This window comes from Corynebacterium accolens (assembly GCF_023520795.1).
Classification (GTDB): domain Bacteria; phylum Actinomycetota; class Actinomycetes; order Mycobacteriales; family Mycobacteriaceae; genus Corynebacterium; species Corynebacterium accolens.
In genome coordinates this window covers 816,492-833,588 of record NZ_CP046605.1, presented here as the reverse complement: position 1 = coordinate 833,588, position 17,097 = coordinate 816,492, and the positions used below count along the sequence as shown (strand labels likewise).

20 protein-coding genes and 1 pseudogene are annotated in these 17,097 nt (G+C 58.3%); 10 read left to right on the top strand and 11 right to left on the bottom strand.

Annotated features, from left to right (window positions below):
* Positions 1 to 75: 75 nt before the first annotated feature.
* The 3 genes from CACC_RS04040 to CACC_RS04030 form a co-directional block, all read right to left on the bottom strand.
* Positions 76 to 786, bottom strand: coding sequence for a GNAT family N-acetyltransferase (locus tag CACC_RS04040; protein ID WP_005281980.1), 711 nt, complete (start codon positions 784 to 786; stop codon positions 76 to 78).
* On the bottom strand, positions 786 to 2,120 hold the full coding sequence (gene glp, locus CACC_RS04035; RefSeq protein ID WP_005279929.1) for a molybdotransferase-like divisome protein Glp: 1,335 nt from the start codon (positions 2,118 to 2,120) through the stop codon (positions 786 to 788). Before glp ends, CACC_RS04040 begins: the two co-directional genes overlap by 1 nt.
* Before the next feature lie 73 nt (positions 2,121 to 2,193).
* Positions 2,194 to 3,120: a UTP--glucose-1-phosphate uridylyltransferase gene (locus CACC_RS04030; RefSeq protein ID WP_005279927.1), complete on the bottom strand. Its 927-nt coding sequence runs from the start codon at positions 3,118 to 3,120 to the stop codon at positions 2,194 to 2,196.
* Positions 3,121 to 3,188: 68 nt separating this feature from the next.
* On the opposite strand from CACC_RS04030, the gene CACC_RS04025 reads away from it, so the two are divergent.
* Both CACC_RS04025 and CACC_RS04020 read left to right on the top strand, forming a co-directional pair.
* Complete coding sequence (locus tag CACC_RS04025) at positions 3,189 to 3,770, top strand: 5-formyltetrahydrofolate cyclo-ligase (RefSeq protein WP_005279926.1); 582 nt, start codon at positions 3,189 to 3,191, stop codon at positions 3,768 to 3,770.
* Positions 3,771 to 3,811: 41 nt separating this feature from the next.
* Positions 3,812 to 4,537 carry an SAF domain-containing protein gene (locus tag CACC_RS04020; protein WP_005279925.1) on the top strand — a complete coding sequence of 242 codons (726 nt, stop codon included), beginning with the start codon at positions 3,812 to 3,814 and terminating at the stop codon, positions 4,535 to 4,537.
* A 33-nt stretch (positions 4,538 to 4,570) separates the two neighbouring features.
* Here CACC_RS04020 and CACC_RS04015 read toward each other — a convergent pair whose 3' ends face one another.
* A complete protein-coding gene (locus CACC_RS04015) occupies positions 4,571 to 5,902 on the bottom strand; it encodes a lyase family protein (protein WP_005279924.1) in 1,332 nt (443 codons plus the stop codon).
* Positions 5,903 to 5,950: 48 nt separating this feature from the next.
* The gene (dcuC, locus tag CACC_RS04010) at positions 5,951 to 7,318 is read right to left on the bottom strand and encodes a C4-dicarboxylate transporter DcuC (protein WP_005279923.1); all 1,368 of its coding nucleotides are present in this window, start codon (positions 7,316 to 7,318) and stop codon (positions 5,951 to 5,953) included.
* Between the two features lie 243 nt (positions 7,319 to 7,561).
* Here dcuC and mscL point away from each other — a divergent pair, with 243 nt between their 5' ends.
* On the top strand, positions 7,562 to 8,059 hold the full coding sequence (gene mscL / locus CACC_RS04005; protein WP_005279922.1) for a large-conductance mechanosensitive channel protein MscL: 498 nt from the start codon (positions 7,562 to 7,564) through the stop codon (positions 8,057 to 8,059).
* Between the two features lie 108 nt (positions 8,060 to 8,167).
* Here the strand turns inward: mscL and CACC_RS04000 are convergent, their stop codons facing one another.
* The 3 genes from CACC_RS04000 to CACC_RS03990 form a co-directional block, all read right to left on the bottom strand.
* Positions 8,168 to 8,401: a hypothetical protein gene (locus CACC_RS04000; RefSeq protein ID WP_005279921.1), complete on the bottom strand. Its 234-nt coding sequence runs from the start codon at positions 8,399 to 8,401 to the stop codon at positions 8,168 to 8,170.
* Between the two features lie 29 nt (positions 8,402 to 8,430).
* Positions 8,431 to 9,039, bottom strand: a complete 609-nt coding sequence (locus CACC_RS03995) for a MogA/MoaB family molybdenum cofactor biosynthesis protein (protein WP_005279920.1) — start codon at positions 9,037 to 9,039, stop codon at positions 8,431 to 8,433.
* A 61-nt stretch (positions 9,040 to 9,100) separates the two neighbouring features.
* The gene (locus CACC_RS03990; protein WP_005279919.1) at positions 9,101 to 10,603 is read right to left on the bottom strand and encodes a S1C family serine protease; all 1,503 of its coding nucleotides are present in this window, start codon (positions 10,601 to 10,603) and stop codon (positions 9,101 to 9,103) included.
* 319 nt (positions 10,604 to 10,922) lie between these two features.
* Between CACC_RS03990 and CACC_RS03985 the strand changes: the two are divergent.
* Positions 10,923 to 12,296: pseudogene (locus CACC_RS03985) on the top strand (MFS transporter).
* Positions 12,297 to 12,472: 176 nt separating this feature from the next.
* On the opposite strand, the gene rpmF reads toward CACC_RS03985, so the two are convergent.
* Both rpmF and CACC_RS03975 read right to left on the bottom strand, forming a co-directional pair.
* Positions 12,473 to 12,646, bottom strand: coding sequence for a 50S ribosomal protein L32 (gene rpmF, locus CACC_RS03980; RefSeq protein ID WP_005279913.1), 174 nt, complete (start codon positions 12,644 to 12,646; stop codon positions 12,473 to 12,475).
* A 15-nt stretch (positions 12,647 to 12,661) separates the two neighbouring features.
* Complete coding sequence (locus CACC_RS03975; RefSeq protein WP_005279912.1) at positions 12,662 to 12,931, bottom strand: type B 50S ribosomal protein L31; 270 nt, start codon at positions 12,929 to 12,931, stop codon at positions 12,662 to 12,664.
* A gap of 513 nt (positions 12,932 to 13,444) precedes the next feature.
* Here CACC_RS03975 and rpmB point away from each other — a divergent pair.
* From rpmB to CACC_RS03945, 6 genes are all read left to right on the top strand, one after another.
* Positions 13,445 to 13,681: a 50S ribosomal protein L28 gene (rpmB, locus tag CACC_RS03970; protein WP_005279911.1), complete on the top strand. Its 237-nt coding sequence runs from the start codon at positions 13,445 to 13,447 to the stop codon at positions 13,679 to 13,681.
* Between the two features lie 2 nt (positions 13,682 to 13,683).
* Positions 13,684 to 13,848, top strand: a complete 165-nt coding sequence (gene rpmG / locus CACC_RS03965; protein WP_005279910.1) for a 50S ribosomal protein L33 — start codon at positions 13,684 to 13,686, stop codon at positions 13,846 to 13,848.
* A 3-nt stretch (positions 13,849 to 13,851) separates the two neighbouring features.
* Entirely contained in the window at positions 13,852 to 14,157 is a 306-nt protein-coding gene (gene rpsN / locus CACC_RS03960) for a 30S ribosomal protein S14 (RefSeq protein ID WP_005279906.1), read from the top strand.
* 15 nt (positions 14,158 to 14,172) lie between these two features.
* The gene (gene rpsR, locus CACC_RS03955; protein WP_005279904.1) at positions 14,173 to 14,427 is read left to right on the top strand and encodes a 30S ribosomal protein S18; all 255 of its coding nucleotides are present in this window, start codon (positions 14,173 to 14,175) and stop codon (positions 14,425 to 14,427) included.
* Positions 14,428 to 14,757: 330 nt separating this feature from the next.
* Complete coding sequence (locus CACC_RS03950; RefSeq protein WP_005279902.1) at positions 14,758 to 15,540, top strand: putative nucleotidyltransferase substrate binding domain-containing protein; 783 nt, start codon at positions 14,758 to 14,760, stop codon at positions 15,538 to 15,540.
* Between the two features lie 112 nt (positions 15,541 to 15,652).
* The gene (locus CACC_RS03945) at positions 15,653 to 16,372 is read left to right on the top strand and encodes a TetR/AcrR family transcriptional regulator (RefSeq protein ID WP_005279901.1); all 720 of its coding nucleotides are present in this window, start codon (positions 15,653 to 15,655) and stop codon (positions 16,370 to 16,372) included.
* A gap of 84 nt (positions 16,373 to 16,456) precedes the next feature.
* Here CACC_RS03945 and CACC_RS03940 read toward each other — a convergent pair whose 3' ends face one another.
* Positions 16,457 to 17,071 carry a hypothetical protein gene (locus tag CACC_RS03940; RefSeq protein ID WP_244262171.1) on the bottom strand — a complete coding sequence of 205 codons (615 nt, stop codon included), beginning with the start codon at positions 17,069 to 17,071 and terminating at the stop codon, positions 16,457 to 16,459.
* Positions 17,072 to 17,097: the final 26 nt, after the last annotated feature.

The window sequence follows — 17,097 nt, the reverse complement described above, 5'->3', positions numbered from 1 at the left end:
CACAGAAGCCGCAAATTACAATGTTGTTACTTATGTGAAAATTGTGAAAGCAATACCCGGATTTAGGGATACTTTTTACACCAAACGCCCAGCTTGACGCAGCCGCTCAACCGCCGTGGATGAGAAGTCTTCCTTGACTAGGGCCACGAAATGATGATCCCGCCAGGCGCCATCGATATGCAGGTTGCGGCGCAAATACCCCTCGGAGCGAAAGCCGTTGGCGCCGAGCACGCGCCCGGAAGCGGGATTTTGCTGCAAGTAGGTGGCAGTCACCCGGTGCAGGCCCACTCGTCCAAAGGCATGATCCACTCCCAAGGCGGTAGCTGCGGTGGCAACGCCTGCGCCTTGCACGGCGGAATACACCCAATAGCCAATCCAACAGTCCCGGATGCTGCCATGCTGAATATTGCCAAGTGTTACCTGGCCGACGAATTTTCCCTCGAGTTCAATGGCCAAGGGGATCACCTGCGCATCGCGCGCGGAGTTGCGCAGAAAAATGAGGTAATTCCACCAGGCCTGCGAGCTGTGGGCCTCTGTCCAAGTGGTCGCTTGGGTCGGCTCCACCGGCCGGAGCAATGGTTCATCCTCAATGCGCTGGCGCCGCCACTCGGGACCATCCGAGCGCAGCAAGGGGCGCAGCCGCATTCGCCCGCCAGACGGCAGTGTCCCCGAGGAAGGAAGCTGCACCGTCGGCGTCGCTTCCGGCCAACCGGGATGCAGATCATCAGTGGGCCCGGTGACTGGATGGCGCAGCTTGGCTGAGGCGGTACCGAAAGGGTCAAGCATTAGCTGCGCTGGGTCAGAAATAAGACGTCAACAACATCGCCCGGGCGGATCTCGGTGACTTCCTCTGGCACGCGGATCATGGCATTGGCCTCGGAAAGTCCGGCCAGAAGGTGCGCCGGCGCACCGCTAGCCCCGCCAAGGCCTTCGACCAAGTAATCGGCGGTTTCGGCATCGCGCATCAAGCGGGCACGGATGAAACCACGGCGCCCGGGGCGGGAATCAATGTGGTTGAGCGCGCGGGCACGCACCACCCGGCGGTGGGCGTTGCGCTTGCCCAAGGCCAGGCGAATCAAGGGGCGAATGTAGATTTCGAAAATAACCAGCGACGATACCGGGTTCGAGGGAAGGAGGAAGGTGGGGATGCGCTCATCTCCTACCAGCCCAAAGCCTTGCACGGATCCTGGGTGCATAGCCACGCGGGAGGTATCGATATCGCCGATTTCCGCCAAAATCTCGCGGATCTGTTCGGCACCGGCGCCACCAACGGCACCGGTAATCACGAGGGCCTCGCTGCGCGTGATGTGTGTTTCGAGCACTTCCCGGATGCGACGGGGCTCGCCTTCGGCAATGCCCACGCGGACCACGTCCGCCCCCGCTTCTTTTGCAGCGGCAGCCAAGGAGTAAGAGTTCACATCAAAGACTTGGCCTAGGCCCGGTTCCTTGTCCACATCAACGAGCTCGCGGCCAAAGGACACGATGGTCACACGGGGTCGCGGATAAACCAGCACCTTGGAGCGCCCCACGGCGGCCAGCAGGCCAATCTGCGCCGGACCAAGGACGGTGCCGGAGGACACAGCGACATCGCCGGGCTGAATATCGTCGCCCACGCGGCGGACGAAGTCGCCCGAGCGCACCGTCCGGTGCGCCGTGATGCGCTTGCGGCCGCGATCGGTCCACTCGAGGGGCAAGACGGCATCGGCAAGCGTGGGCAAGGGAGCACCCGTATAGACCCGCACGGCTTGCTTGGGCTGCAGGCGCAGCGGCTGCTTCGAACCGGCCGGAACCTCGCCCACGACGGGCAAGGAGCGCTCGACCTCGGGTGGGGCGGGCTGCGCGGCGGCGTCATCGGCCTGCTCAGCCGACTCCTCCCCCTCGCTGCCGTCTTGGTCCTGATTCTTCGGGCGCCGGACCTTCAGCCCGCGCTCGCCGCCGATATCAACGGCGCGTACCGCATAACCATCGATGGCCGCCTGGGGAAAGCCCGGTAAGGGCTGATTGGCCTGCACCTGCTCGGCGCACATTAACCCCAGCGCATTAGAAATGCTCATCCGCACCGGCTCCGGGGTCGTCGCCGCATCAGTAATCAGAGCCAACTGGTCATCAACTGAACGCATACGGTCTCTGCCCGCCCTTTCTTCTTGCCCTTTTACCTTGCTTCCCTCAACGCACGTGCGCGCGGCAAGATAATTAGTTAAGGCCTTGCTCCGCCTCGAAATCGGACATGATTTGTTTAATAGCTTTATACAGCGCTGGGCCGTATTTTTCATCGTGCAAGCCAAAGTCCACGTTGGCCGGAATATAGCCGCCGGGGTTGCCCAAATCGTGGCGCTTGCCCTCGTGGACCACTACGTGGACGGGCTCGCCTTCCTCAATGAGCAGCTCGATGGCATCGGTAAGCTGCAATTCCCCGCCCTTGCCCGGTTCGATCCGGCGCAGCGCATCAAAGATCTTCCGGTCCAACAGGTAGCGCCCGGTAGCCACCAGGTTGGACGGTGCGTCCTCCGGGTCCGGCTTTTCCACCATGCCGACGACCTTTTTCACGCCCGGCGCGTCAGTATCTTCTACGTCGAATACGCCGTAGTTAAACGTCTGCTCCTGCGGCACCGCAAAGGCACACAGCACGCTGCCGCCGAGCTCGGCGCGAACGCGCGCCATATCCGCCATGACGGTGGCCGGCAATACGATGTCATCCGGCAGCATGACGGCAAAGGAGTCCTCGTCTTCTGCCAAGACTTCTTCCGCCAGCCCCACGGCATGGCCCAAGCCCAAGGGCTTTTCTTGCTCTACCGCGATGGGCTCAATGAGCTGGTGGGCGCGGTTGACCTTGGCTACCTGCTCATCCTTGCCGCGGGAATCTAGGGTTTCTACCAGATCCGGAAATTCCGCAAAATGGCGCATTACTTCTTGCTTTTCGGGTGCAGTAATAACCGCAAGCCGGCGCGCGCCCACAGAGGCTGCCTCCTCAGCAATCAATTCAATGCCGGGAGTATCCACAACGGGCAGCAATTCTTTGGGGACGGTTTTCGTGGCGGGCAGAAAGCGGGTGCCCATGCCAGCCGCTGGAACTACAACCGTGGTGATTCCGGTGGCGGAATCTTCGCGTTCATTAGCCATGGATCTTAGGGTACAACGGCGCACTATTTTCCTGTGTAGCGCTACGCCACGGACGCTATTATTTATTTATGCCTTCTTCCAGCGATATCAAAGAGCAACTGCGCACCCGCCTGCTTCGCGCGCGCCGCGGCCTCACCGCCGATAAGCGCGCGGAATGGACCACTGCCTTGCGCGAGCAGTTAGAACCTGAGCTCGCCGGCGTATCTAGCGTCGCCGCCTATTGGCCGCTGGGCTCAGAGCCAGGCGGGGCGGACTTCATCCTCTGGCTTTCCCGCCGCGTCGACCGCGTATTATTGCCCATCACCTGCGGTAACGGCGTCTTGAACTGGGCAGAATACAAGGGCCCGCACAGCATGCAGCCCGGCCAGTTGGGCATTTCTGAGCCGGCCGGCCCGCGTTTTGATAGCCGCGTGCTGTGCGGTTGCGATCTGATTTTGGCCCCAGCCATGGCCATCGATGCCGCCGGAAACCGCCTGGGCAAAGGCGGCGGGTACTACGACCGCGCGCTTTCCATGGTGCCGCGCAACCACCCCGCGGTACTCGCCATGGTCTACCCCACCGAGTTCCTTGACTCTATCCCAGCCGGGTCGCACGATCGCCGCGTCGAGGCCGTGGTTACCGCCGCAGGAATCCACCGCTTTTCTTCCTAAACCGAGGGAACCGCGCAGGCGGTAGCGCAGTCTAATTATGCATGGCTCATTCCCCGTCCCCGCGAATCTCACAGTTCTTCCGCACCCTGCGCACCCCTGGCCACCGCCGCGGCGTGCTCGTGCGCCGCGCCATCGCACTGGTCTTGCTCATCGCCGCGCTGGCCTCCGCAGTCTCTCGCGCGAAGGAACTGCCGCAGGTACTGGTCTTTAGCCACGATTTACCCGCCGGCGCGGAGCTTTCCGCCGCCGATGTCTCGCTCGAGCGCCTGCCTTCTTCTTCCATTCCTAGCAGCGCGCTTGCCGATGCCCCCTCCGATCTCGCCGGCCGCATCATCACCGCCGCCGCGGGCAAGGGCGAGGTGGTCACCAGCCAGAGACTCCTAGGCCAAGAGTTGGTCTCTAGCCTCGTCGCGAACTCGGGGTCTGCCGATTCTAAGGAAGGAGGCTCCGGCCGCATGATCCCAGTAAAACTTGCCGATCCTGACATCATCCCCCACCTTCACCACGGCGATACCGTCGATATCGTCACGGCAAACGATGCCACCGATTCAGAGCCCGCGACCGCCCGCGTCATTGCCTCCGGCGCCCGGGTGGTCTCCACCACCACCGCGGAGGGCGAAGTTTCTTCTGCCACCGTCCTGCTCGCGCTGCCAAATGAGCATGCCAATGACGTGGCCGCCGCCTCATTGAACCAACCGCTGACCGTGGTTATCGTCGGCGATCGCGCCCAGCCTCAAACGCCTGTTGACGCAGATCCTGCTTCATAAGGCCCGTGAGAACCTTATGTGTACTGGCGGTATTTATTCCTGCGCCGATTCCGCGATTTCAACGGCTTGGCCAATGTAATTAGCTGGATTTGTCAGGGACTCAAAGTCCAACTTTTCCTTAAGGCCCGCGAGCTTCGGGTGGGCTGCGCAAAACTCTTCCAGGCAGGTGCCTTTTTCTCTATTTTCTCGGGCGAATTCCTGAAGAACATCGTGTGCGGCGCTGTGGCCAATATGCGGCGCCAGCTCCATCATGATTCCCTCAGTCATCAACGACACACCGGCGCTTTTTACGTTGTCTTCTAATGTCTGGACATCAAAACGCAAGCGAGGAAAGAGCTGGTCCAATTTTTCTAGCGCTCCATCGACTGCGACGAAGATTTGTGGAATCAGGTTGCGATGGACCTCGGATAGGCGATGATCGCGTTCAAAGGTAGCCGGAGCTTGTGTCAGCATGTTCGCCGCCATGCCGCTAGCCATGCTGGCTCCCACGGAAATTTTCATTGTGGCAAAGGGATTAAGTTTTTGCGGCATGGTGGACGAACCGGAAGTATGTGCATCCATATCCTCGCGAGCCTCGACCAGATCGGATTGCTGCATAGCAAAGAGATCTTCTGCAATCTTGGCCAGACTTTGCCCCAAGGTAGCCACTGTCGTCGCAAGCTCTGTCATGGTATCCGAGCTCGCATGCCATGAAATCGGCTGATAGAACAGTTCCAGTTCTTTGGCAAGGCGCTGGCTTAGCTCGGGGCCCTGTTCTCCAAAAGACGCCAGCGTACCTACAGCACCAGTAAATTGAATCTGTTCCGTGCGCTCACGCATCGCTTCCAAGCGTTCCCTGCTCCGGCGCAGTTCTGCATTCCACCGAGAAAAACGCGTACCCAAGGTCGTCGGCAATGCATACTGCCCATTGGTGCGCGCGACCATTAGCGTCCGGGCATGCTCGTGAGCAAGTTTTGCGGTAGCTGCAATAACGGCGTTCAAGCGTTCCAGCATTAGGTCAGTCGCTGCCTTGATCTGCAGGGCCCGCGCGGTATCCAAAATATCTTGAGTCGTCGCCCCGAAATGGACCCAACCGCGCTGGTCTTCCGGAATCGCCTCCCGCAACGCATCGAGAACAGCAACCGAAGGATTGCCAACCCCGCCGCTTTGGGCTTTTTCTATCAGCGTATTACTGGCGACTGCATTTTCTGAGATTGCCTCGGCAGCTTCCTGCGGGATGATTCCCATGTGTCCCTGCGTCCGCGCCATTGCCGCTTCAACAGCGAAAATCTTCCGTATAAGTTGCGCTTCTTCCCAGTGGGCTTCCATGTCCGCTGTGGCATAGCCTTTCTTCTGAAAAGACGAGTTCAGTGCGCCGATTCCCATGATAAATTCCTTACTTTTACAGATGTAGGTTGTGGCCCCAGAACTTGCTTAGAGCAAGACCAGGCTGGATACGATCATCACGACAAAGCCAACTCCCATTGGAAGCAGCGTGCGGCGAATAAGCTCGGTGGTAGAAATCCCTACGCCACCGGCAACGGAAATGATTACCCCGGAGACCGGGGACACCGCGCGGAATAGGCCGCTGGCAAACTCCATTGGGGTAATAACTGCTGCTGCCGAAGCGCCGAGTCCGCGGCTGACGTCAGGCACCAGGCTGGTAAAGGAAGAGAATGCGCCGACACCGGAACCGGTCAGGAACGTCACCAAACCCACAATCAAGGTGAATAGGAGGGTGATGACGATTGCGCCTGCACCGAGTTGCTGTCCTCCATCGATCAGCATGGAAATGGCGCCTGTGGCCGTTAAACCGGTGGCAAAGATTTGTGCCGCGATAATCAATGCGACGATGCCACCGAACATCTTTCCCATGCCCGTAAAAAAGGATGTAGCTTGTTCGGTCGCGGTGGAAAAAGAACGGTGGCGAATGATTTCGCACAGCAAGGCTATGAGCCACACTATTACGAATGCTCCAACCGTGGTTAGCTCGATGCTGTCATTCACCAAGGGGCTAAAGATCACCAACAAGATAATGGGCAGTGCGAGAAATACCCCGTACCACTTCGGGCCAGCCTCGCCAGAACCATCGCCCAAGGTGTCGGTTTCTTTGTAGTCTTCCAAATCCCGCTTGTCGTAGTGCTGCTGCACGAAGTAGTGAGTTATAGCAATCGCAATGGCAGTGGGAATGGCCACGATCAGCTGATATTGGACGAAGTAGACGACAGGGGATAGATCAATGGTCCGCGCCGCCAGCACCGAGGTTCCCGAAGCTGGCCCCATAGGCAATGCCGAGGCGGATACGATGACCGCGCCTGCCGCCGCGGGGCTGACTCCTACCGCTTTTAATACCGGAAGCAAAAGCACCAGAAGCAAGATAGCGAGCCCAGCAGCGCTGGGGATAAACATGAAAAGCACCACGCCAAGGAAATACGTAAGAATGAGCGTGATGTAGGGGTGCTTGAATTTTGAGATTGGGGCGGCAAGCACCTCGACCAGTGCCTGCGAGGCGCCGATCTTATTCATATATGCCGAAAAGCCGCCGGCGGCCATGATGATGAGGCCGACGCCTGTTAATTGGCTACCAGCAACTTGTTCGAATATTCCGATGATGTCCAACCACCGGGAGCCGGTGGAGTCTTCCTCATCTAACACTCCGTAGCCTGCTTTGGCCGCGGTTGAAACTGCAATGAGAATAAACCCGGCGAGCAATAAAATGATGACAGGCTTATGACCTTTAACGAGGAAGTAGCCTGCCCCAATTGTGACTGCCAAGGCAAATAAAGCGAGTGCGATATTCATGCTGGGTTCCCTTCTGCCCACGCATTAGAATACTGTTATTTTTACAAACAATATTTTTTATATTCCACTTTCACACTAACACTAAATACCTATACCGCAACCGATGTCCATTAGTTATCCAGGTAACATTGTCTCCTGTTTTAATCCCTCAGGTTGTGATGACTTTTAGCTTGAACTAAACTCCCAGCGTGCTCATGGATCGCACCCACCCTTACCTATCCCCAGAAAGGTCCGTTTTCTCCCATGCTCAAGGGCTTTAAAGACTTCATTATGCGCGGCAACGTCGTCGAACTTGCCACCGCAGTCATCATCGGTTCCGCATTCACGGCGATCGTTACTTCCGTGACGGATTCCATCATTCAGCCGATCATTAACTCCTTCGGCTCCGCAGAGGTCGACGGTTTAGGCTTCCAAATCACCGATAATAAGTCCACCCTCGTAGACTTTGGCGCCGTCATTACCGCCGCGATTAACTTCCTGATCATCGCCGCAGTGGTCTACTTCCTCATCGTGATGCCGCTCAACAAGCTCACTGAAGCATCCAAGCGCCGCCAGGGTGTGGACCCAGAGGCACCGGCACCGACCTCGGAAGAACTCTTGGCAGAAATCCGCGATCTCTTGCAGGCTCAGAACGCGGACGCTGTCACCGCCGCAGATAAGGCACTTGGGGATGCCACTGCAACAGATGCGATCGAAAACTCCACCGCGTCTGAGGGCAAGCACAGCCGCCACGACGACTAGTTCTTACTAAGCGCAGTTAAGCCCGTGTCCACCTTCGCAATGAGGGAGGACACGGGCTTTTGTTAAGACTGCTTCAGAATTTCCGGGCTCGGGACAAGGATGTGCGGGCTACCCGCCGTGGTGCGGCGGCTGATTCTCCCGGTAAAACTCTTCGCCGCGCTCGGCGGTTTGGGCGCCGTCGCCTTCCACTGCAGCATCATCGAGGGTAACGATGCGCTGGGCATCGGTGCCTTCTCCGCTTGCTAAGTCCTGCCCTACTGGGCGATCCGCGCTGCGGTCATATTCCGGCGCATCTGACTGCCGGAATACGCGCCTGCGCTGGCGACGTGGTTGAGAGGTCATGGCAGTATCTCCACCCCTTTTCCTTCGCGTTATTGCACGCTGGATTCTTGCAATTGATCCACAAGGTGGTGGACCAGCGGGGTCAACGTGGCCATGCCATCGCGCACGGCAGCGCGCGATGGTGCGAGGTTGACCACGACGGTGGAACCAGAAACGCCCGAAATGCCGCGGGATGCGCACGCATCGACCGCGCCGCACGCCTGACCAGAAGAGCGCAGAGCTTGGGCCACGCCTGGCACCATCTTGTCGATGACCCCAGTGGTAGCCTCTGGGGTCTTATCGCGCGGGCTCACTCCGGTGCCGCCGACGGTGAGAACGAGGTCTACACCGCCGACGACGCCAGTCTCAATGGCCTGCCGGATCTTGGATTTCTTCGAGCGCACGACCACCGAACCATCGATGCGGAAATTCGCCTCTGCCAAAAGTTCAGTAACCAATTTGGAGGTGCTATCTGAATTTTCGCCGGGGTGATCCGTGACTATCACGACGAGCGCGCGGCGCGGTGCCGCCACCCGGTCCTCTTTCTCGCTGGCCAAAAGGTAGGCATCATCCGGCTCCGCCACATCCCGCAAAGCGTCTGTGGAAGCCGAATCCTCCAACCTGGTGGAGTCGGTCAAGTCTTGCTGGGAGTCTGCCATTTTTCTCCTTCAAAGAAACGTCGGGGGCGCAATGCGGACACGGCGCGGGCTGCGTTTTAATCTACTCGCCTGTCAGGGTTACCTCTACCTGACGAGTGTCATCCGAATGTCCATCGGATACTTCCAAGGTGACGGTCGCACCGAAGTCCTGGGAACGCGCGGCAGCGATAAGCGCATCGGCATTTTCAATCAGCCGGTCATTGACGCGGGTGACGATATCGCCCTGCTTCAAACCTGCTTGATCCGCTGGTCCCCCTGGCTCGACCTCTGCAATGCGCGCGCCATTTCCGTCATCGCGCGCCAGGACCTTAACCCCCAAGGTGGGGTGGGTTACGTGGCCTTTATTGATGAGCTCATCAGCCATGCGCTTGGCAAAGTTGGAAGGAATGGCAAACCCGAGGCCGATAGATCCACCCTCACCCGAGGTTTTATCGGACAACGACGCAATCATCGAGTTCATACCAACGATATTGCCTTCCATATCCACCAAGGGACCACCGGAGTTGCCGGGGTTGACGGCGGCGTCGGTCTGGATGGCATCGATAAGCGAGGACTCGCCACCCTGCTGAGACGCGCGCACCGGGCGGTTCTTCGCGGATACGATGCCGGAGGTCACCGTGGCATTGAGGCCGAGCGGCGAGCCGACGGCGACTACTTCCTGGCCAACCGCTACCGCATCCGAGTCACCGAATTGCAGGTGCGGCAAGTCGTGCACGTCCTTGATCTTGATGATGGCGACATCCGTATTGGCATCGGAAGCCACGAGATCGGCTTCGTGCTTGCTGCCATCATTCAAGGTCACCTGCATGATGCCGCCCTGCTCTGCGCCGGCGATGACGTGGTGGTTGGTCAACACGTAACCATCAGGAGAAATGATGGAACCGGAACCTTCCGCAGCCGAGGTCCGGGTAGCAGTCTGAATAGATACCACGGCCGGCAAAACCTTGGCAGAAACTGCTTCCACCGAGCCTTCCTCCGGCTCCTTGCCCATGCTATTGGCGGCCGGTTTACTATTGAGCGCCTCATTGACCACAGACGTGCCGCTGCTGGATTGGTTCTTGCCCACGACCACGCCGGTAATGGAGCCTGCAGCGATTGCCGCTACTGCTGCAATTGCCGTCGCGGCACCCAGCCCGATCTTCCTTTTCTCCTTTGACTGCGGCGGCAAAGGCGTTACCCCAGGCACGGGCGGCTGGCCAGGCTGGTTATTCGCAGGCCCCTGCTGGGAGTAATCGCCCTGCTGGGTAGCGAAGCTAGATGTTTCCTCCTGCCCGCGGGTAGCACCCGGCTGAGTGCCACCAAAAAGGCGATTGCTGGGCGGGGTGTGCTGCGCGTGCCACGGTGCCTCGCTCCCGTGCGCGGAGGCTTGTGCCTCCTGCTCGTTGATGCGCGGCTGGTTCCAGCCTTGGGAATAGGTTCCGTTGGAATACGCGGATCCAGAATCCTGTTGGCCGCCGCGCGGCTGGTTATATGGCGTCTGCCCGTTACTCGTGCCGTAGGGATCCTGCGGGACACCGTGCGACCCACCATTATTGCCGCGGTTGTCATCATTCCTCATGTTCATAGGAACACTATGCCTCGCTTCGCTTGGTCATGACTTAAACTACTCTGCCAACCTACTAGAAGTTCCTGTGAAGTTACTGTAGGCGATAAGCTGGTCAAACTCACCACATTTGACGCCCTCTTGGCACTCGCACGCGACTGCACCATCACCCCTATTAAGCATTCTTCCATCCTTCAGCGCGCACTGCTGTAAACAGAATCACCGGGGCATAAAATCGATCCACCATCAGGTTAGTGTACCTTTATATTTAACTTAGGGTTAGCTTAGTTTTAACTTTAAGTTAATTTCGTTGAACCTTTTACGACCCAAGGAGTAGGCAGTGCTGACATGGCTCAAATCTCCCCGCCCACGCCCTCAATTACCTAAAGAGGACGTTGACAAGAAATTCCCCCGGCTTCGTTTCCAGGTCTTTATGGGAATCTTCCTGGGTTACGCGGGCTTTTACCTCATCCGCAATAACATCTCCACCATCGCGCCGCTGCTGCTGGAAGATAACGGGACCATCGACAAGCCTGCAATCGGCATCATTAGTAATGCCGTGCTGATTTCTTATGGCTTATCCAAATTCTTTTCCGCCATGCTCGCGGACCAATCCAATGCGCGTTACTTCCTGCCCATCGGACTGAGTCTATCCGCACTGATGAACCTGATAGTCGGCTTCGTCCCGTGGGTCTCTGCATCCGTAGGCGTCTTTGCCACCGTCATGTTCCTCAATGGTTGGTTCCAAGGCATGGGGCACCCACCATGCGGCCGCGTCATCGTGCAATGGTTCTCTACATCCGAGCGCGGCTGGAAGGGATCACTGTGGAATACCTCGCACAATGTGGGTGCAGGCGTATTACCGCTGCTGGTAGGCGTCGGCTTGGCGATGACCGGCAATCAATGGCAGGTAGCCTTTTGGCTCCCCGCAGTCGCGGCCCTGATCATCGCGGCCTTAGCTTTCTTACTCATCCGCGATAACCCGCCTTCAGAAGGACTGCCGACGGTCGATGAATAGCGCAATGATCCCGCCAAGGTTGCAGATATCCAGCGGCAAGAAGGCGATGGAATCTCCACCAAGGATCTCATTTTCAAATACGTCCTGCGCAACCGCATCATTGTCCTCTTGGCCATCGCCAACGTATTTGTCTATGCACTGCGCTACGGCGTGCTCAACTGGATTACGACGTACCTCGCTGAAGTCCACCACATGAACATCAATTCCGGCCTGGTCGCCTTCGGCGCCTTCGAGCTCGCAGGCCTGCTGGGCACCATTCTCTGCGGCTGGATGTCCGATAAGCTCTTCCACGGCAACCGCTCTAAGGTCATCTTGATCTTTATCTTGGCTACGGGCCTGTCCATCGCCGGCTACTGGCTGGCCCCCGTAGGCACCCCGTTCGCGATCATGGTTATCTTCATCGCGCTCATCGGTGCCTTCATCTACGGTCCGGTTGGCCTCATCGGTTTGCAGGCCCTCGACCTCTCCCCACGCAATGTGGCAAGTACCGCCTCCGGCTTTACAGGCCTTTTCGGTTACCTGCTTGGTGCCACGCTCGCCTCGACCGGCGTAGGCTACTTGGTCAAGTACGCCGGCTGGAATGTCACCTTCATGGTCTTCCTGCTCTTTACCATCCTCGTTCTGGCCATCTTCCTCTTTATTAATAAGGAAGAAGTGCGCCTCACCGAAGAACGCAAGGCCGCGCTTGAAGCATAAGCCTTCAACTTAGGAGCACGCACTATTACTGCGCACTCTCCTTACACCGCCTGCCACCCACCCGGGATGGCAGGCGCTCTTTATTGCCCATCACCGGTGCCTAAAAAGGGCCTAAAACATCACAACCCCTCGCAGTTGCCAATAAGCAACTGGGAGGGGTGAGACTGAAAGCAGGCTTAGAACTGCTCTACGTCAACCAGGCCGAGCTTAGCGGCCTTGACCAGGCGGCGCGGGATGCGCACGGTCTGACCATCGATGGTGACTTCCTGGAGAGCGACGTTGTCAGCCTTCCACTGGGAACGACGTGCGTGGGTGTTCGCACGGGACTTCTTAAACTTAGGAGTTGCCATTTTCTCTTCTTCTCCTTACGCGTTCTTCTTCTTGCGGCGAGCCATGGCACCGAAGCGCTGGTTGAAGCGCTCGACACGGCCAGCGGTATCCATAACGCGCTGTGCACCAGTCCAGAACGGGTGGGACTCAGCAGTAACGTCAACGACGATGAGCGGGTACTCGTTGCCGTCTTCCCACTCAACGGTGCGAGAAGAGGTAGCGGTGGACTTGGTCAAAAAGGAGTGACCGGTACCAGCATCACGGAAGACCACTGGGTGGTAATCCGGGTGGATGTCTTTCTTCATAGATATTCCCTCAGGGTTGGACTACGGGTCGGTTCCGCACACTGAATAATGACGGTACGGATCGTGCCCGAGTTGGGATGTACAGTTACAGCTCGCCCGGCGCCACTAAGCGCGCCGACCGATAACCTGAATTATCCTACATTCCACCGCCATATATACGAAATTGCTCACCTGCGGCAACCACAGTCGCCACAGGCGCACATATGCGCCCCATTCGTTATAGTAACCATTAAAACCTCCCCAATGCGTTAGGCAGTGCTGCTTGATCATCGACGCAAAGCCGACGGCTTAATGCGCGAGGCTATCGCGGCAGCGATTAGGTATATCGCGAGTAAGGCTGTAAGATTTGCTCTTGCTGTTGTCAAAATATACGTATTACGCCCCGTCTACTGGTTTTTGACGACGATGCCGCACCTGCTCACACCTCACTTTTTGAGCACTGCCACCCTCACACGGCAGTCGGCACGTAGTCGTTTATAGCCACGATGTGGGCGGCTAGGAGAAAGAAGACCCATGTCGGCTATTTGCCAGGTAACGGGCCGCAAGCCGGAATTCGGCAAGCAGGTCTCGCACTCGCACCGCCGCACTTCGCGCCGTTGGAACCCCAACGTGCAGCGTCGTCGCTACTACCTGCCCTCTGAGGGCCGTACCATTACTCTGAATGTTTCCACCAAGGGTATGAAGATCATTGACCGCGACGGCATCGAGTCCGTTGTTGCCAAGATCCGCGCACGTGGGGAGAAGATTTAAGTATGGCACGTAACGATATTCGCCCAATCATCAAGCTGAAGTCCACTGCGGGCACCGGTTACACCTACGTGACCCGTAAGAACAAGCGCAATAACCCGGATCGCATCACCCTGAAGAAGTTCGATCCGATCGCCCGCAAGCACGTCGAATTCCGCGAGGAGCGATAATTCATGGCTAAGAAGTCCAAGATCGCTAAGAACGAGCAGCGCAAGGAAATCGTCGCCCGCTACGCGGAGCGTCGCGCTGAGCTCAAGAAGATCATCAAGAACCCGAACACCCCGGATGAGGAGCGTTTGGAGGCTCAGTTCGAGCTGAACCGCCAGCCTCGTGACGCTTCCCCAGCCCGCGTTCGTAACCGCGACGCAGCCGATGGCCGCCCGCGCGGTTACCTCCGCAAGTTCGGCCTGTCCCGTGTCCGTATGCGCGGCATGGCTCACCGTGGTGAGCTGCCGGGCGTTCGCAAGTCCAGCTGGTAAAGGGGTAATTGCACAATGGCTAATAAGCGCAATAACCAAAAGAAGTTCCGTATGGAGCAGAGCCGTCGCCCGAAGAAGAACCCTTTGAAGGCTGAGGGCATTGAGAAGGTGGACTACAAGGACACCAAGACTCTGCGTCTATTCATCTCGGATCGCCACAAGATCCGTTCCCGTCGCGTCACCGGCTTGACCCCGCAGCAGCAGCGTCAGGTTGCTACCGCAGTCAAGAACGCACGCGAAATGGCTCTCCTGCCGTTCACCACCCGCTAAACAGTAGCTGGGTATCAACAGCGCACTTTTGCCGCTGGCAAGTGTGACACGGTAAAAGAACCATAAACTTTCGCCGCCTACCTTTCGAGGTGAGGCGGCGAAAGTCGTTTTCGGGGTATTCTTTGGCGCTACGCCGCAAACGCCAGTTCCCACGGCAACACCAGCCGCAAAGCTCCTCCGCGAACGCCCATAGGCACGGACGCGACGAACCCGCTGCACACTCCCCCAAACGCTACTGCGCAATTGCATAAGTGTTACATTTATAGCAATCCTGCGCCGCACAACTTTTAGATGCGCACCGCTTTGCAATGAGTGAAAGGCAGTGACTGTATGGCCCTGCATCAATCCCTTCTCGATCTTTCGGAGCTTGCTCCCCATTGCCAGTCTCGGGCAACCGCTCGCGGCTTATTGGCGGAAGCACAAGATGTCTTGCGCAATGCGGTAGCGCACCAGGACGATGAGATTGAATTAGCCAACTGGTTTTCGCGGCTGCTGACAGATATCGTGCGCGCACCAGGCGTGGATGCGGATATCCGCTTAACCGGCGCGGCGGCGCGCGGGGATCAGCTACCCAGCATGCCCATCGAGTGGATGGGAGAAGACAGCGACTTGGAGTCCGTCTTTCGCGATGTCGGGCTAGAGGTACATCAAGCGGCCGATTCCATGGCAGCGCGCGTCGATGCCGGCCTGCCTTTAGGCCGCGGCGGTGAACAAGCTTTGTTGGAGGAGGCGTTGTCCCAGCGTCCGCCTCTGCTCCAGCGCGTTGGGGGTTTGCCCGATCGCAGCGCGGCCGTGGACATTAAGTCCATGCTGTTATCCCCCATCGCCGCCATTGCGCGCTGGGCGGCACCGGGCCCGCGTCCCACGGTCGATCGCCTCGCCATTGGCCAAGAGCGCGGGATGCTCACCGCGGAGGACGCAGAGACCCTCGACCTTGCGTGGCGCACTGGGTATTCGGTAGAAATGCGCCGCTGGTACGACAATGTGCACGGCCGTGAATCCGTCCTGCAAGACCTGCCACCACTGGAGCGCACGGCCTACGGCACGGCCTGCCGCATGGTGTCTGCGACCTTCGAGTCCATCTCCCAACGCACCGCGGATGGCGCGAATTAGAATCGCCACAAAGTTTTTGTGGCTACGCATGCGGTCCGCGCCGGCGGGCTGCAGGGCTGTAGAGTTGTTGAGTAAAAGCATTTTCTGCTGAGAGAAAGGAGGCGTCCGCCGCATGTCAGGAAACGTCGGTAGGCCGCGTAAACATAGCCCCCGCCGCAGAGGCAATAGCGCCCGGGAAGAGATTTTGGACGCCTCCTCAGAGTTATTTACCACCCAGGGCTTTGCCACTACCTCGACCCACCAAATCGCGGATGCGGTTGGCATCCGGCAGGCATCGCTGTACTACCATTTTCCCTCCAAGACGGAGATTTTCCTCGCGCTGCTTAATTCCACCATCGAGCCCTCGCTAGAACTCGCGGATGAGCTGGTGGATTCCGATGCCGAGCCGGAGCAGCGCCTGTGGTCCCTAGTCGCCGCGGAATCGCGCCTTTTGCTCACCAGCGGTTGGAATGTCGGCCGGTTGTACCAGTTGCCGGTGGCCAATTCGCCGGAGTTTTCGGAGTACCACAGCTCCCGCGAGCGGCTGCAGAGCCACTTCCGCACCACCGCCGCCGCCATTGTGGGCGATGCGGATCCGCGCATCGAGTTGCCTTTCCACATCGCGCTGTCCGTCATCGAGATGCGCCCCAATAACGGCACGCCCCCGTATGCCGCGGCCCAGTCGGTTCCGGAGACTGCCGCCATGCTTGCCGATGCCGCCCTTGCCGTCCTCGGAGCCACCGTCCCCGAGGACGCCGAGGCGATGACACTTGAGCTGCTAAAGAATCGCAATGACTCGATCTCTGCGGCTGCGGCGGCTGCAGCAGACCGCAAGAAGAAAAAGTCTCGCTAACCTATTCCTTGTGGCATCGTTAACCGCTTCTTTGCGGTTAACGTTAACCACTTCCTTGTAGCGTCGCTAACCACTTACTAGTGGTTAGCGTTGCCAGGATTGAGTGAAGTCCGCGGTGGCAGCCAAGCCGCCGCCCTCGCGCACGCTAATCCCGCTGGGGGTTACGACGATGGTCGAGGGCGAGGCGTCCACGTAGTAGTTACCGCCGTCTTGGCCAATGATTGACCCAGTAAATTCGCCACCAAAGATGGTCGAGCGGTACGTCAGGACGTTTCCCTGGTTCTCACAGATAATGGCCCTGCCGTCAGGGCCTTTGCCGGCAAAGACGACGCGTTCATAACGGTGGCAATTGGCGTAGGTATTGGTATCGGTCCACCCGTATTCACCTAGGCCGTCGATGAGTTCATTTCCGCCGCCATTATTGTTCTTCGGTGGCTGCGCCTGTTCCTGTTCGGTTTCGGTCACCGTCACCACGGGTGGTTCTTTCTTTTGGGTTTCCGGGGACTTTGTCGCCGTAGAGGTTTCTTCGGTGGAAGTCTCCGTCGTACTTTCGACGGTGGTCATGCCGCCATCGCCGGAAAAGTCGGGCTGATCCCCATCCGTGCTACTGCTGCAGGCGCTTAAAACGATGCCCGCGGTCGCTACCGCGCCGAGGTGCAGCCCCCAACGCAAACGTGGAGTTAGATGAAAGTGCGGCATGAAAAGTCCTTTCTCATAAGCCGGAA

Coding starts and splice junctions, on each gene's coding strand:
- dcuC (WP_005279923.1), bottom strand. CDS start 7,318: ATGAATATCGCACTCGCTTTATTTGCCTTGGCAGTCACAATTGGGGCA.
- CACC_RS03950 (WP_005279902.1), top strand. CDS start 14,758: ATGGCCCTGCATCAATCCCTTCTCGATCTTTCGGAGCTTGCTCCCCAT.
- glp (WP_005279929.1), bottom strand. CDS start 2,120: ATGCGTTCAGTTGATGACCAGTTGGCTCTGATTACTGATGCGGCGACG.
- CACC_RS04025 (WP_005279926.1), top strand. CDS start 3,189: ATGCCTTCTTCCAGCGATATCAAAGAGCAACTGCGCACCCGCCTGCTT.
- CACC_RS03995 (WP_005279920.1), bottom strand. CDS start 9,039: ATGGCAGACTCCCAGCAAGACTTGACCGACTCCACCAGGTTGGAGGAT.
- CACC_RS04030 (WP_005279927.1), bottom strand. CDS start 3,120: ATGGCTAATGAACGCGAAGATTCCGCCACCGGAATCACCACGGTTGTA.
- rpsN (WP_005279906.1), top strand. CDS start 13,852: ATGGCTAAGAAGTCCAAGATCGCTAAGAACGAGCAGCGCAAGGAAATC.
- CACC_RS04040 (WP_005281980.1), bottom strand. CDS start 786: ATGCTTGACCCTTTCGGTACCGCCTCAGCCAAGCTGCGCCATCCAGTC.
- CACC_RS04000 (WP_005279921.1), bottom strand. CDS start 8,401: ATGACCTCTCAACCACGTCGCCAGCGCAGGCGCGTATTCCGGCAGTCA.
- CACC_RS04020 (WP_005279925.1), top strand. CDS start 3,812: ATGGCTCATTCCCCGTCCCCGCGAATCTCACAGTTCTTCCGCACCCTG.
- CACC_RS03990 (WP_005279919.1), bottom strand. CDS start 10,603: ATGAACATGAGGAATGATGACAACCGCGGCAATAATGGTGGGTCGCAC.
- rpmG (WP_005279910.1), top strand. CDS start 13,684: ATGGCACGTAACGATATTCGCCCAATCATCAAGCTGAAGTCCACTGCG.
- rpmB (WP_005279911.1), top strand. CDS start 13,445: ATGTCGGCTATTTGCCAGGTAACGGGCCGCAAGCCGGAATTCGGCAAG.
- CACC_RS03940 (WP_244262171.1), bottom strand. CDS start 17,071: ATGCCGCACTTTCATCTAACTCCACGTTTGCGTTGGGGGCTGCACCTC.
- CACC_RS03945 (WP_005279901.1), top strand. CDS start 15,653: ATGTCAGGAAACGTCGGTAGGCCGCGTAAACATAGCCCCCGCCGCAGA.
- mscL (WP_005279922.1), top strand. CDS start 7,562: ATGCTCAAGGGCTTTAAAGACTTCATTATGCGCGGCAACGTCGTCGAA.
- rpsR (WP_005279904.1), top strand. CDS start 14,173: ATGGCTAATAAGCGCAATAACCAAAAGAAGTTCCGTATGGAGCAGAGC.
- CACC_RS04015 (WP_005279924.1), bottom strand. CDS start 5,902: ATGGGAATCGGCGCACTGAACTCGTCTTTTCAGAAGAAAGGCTATGCC.
- CACC_RS03975 (WP_005279912.1), bottom strand. CDS start 12,931: ATGAAGAAAGACATCCACCCGGATTACCACCCAGTGGTCTTCCGTGAT.
- rpmF (WP_005279913.1), bottom strand. CDS start 12,646: ATGGCAACTCCTAAGTTTAAGAAGTCCCGTGCGAACACCCACGCACGT.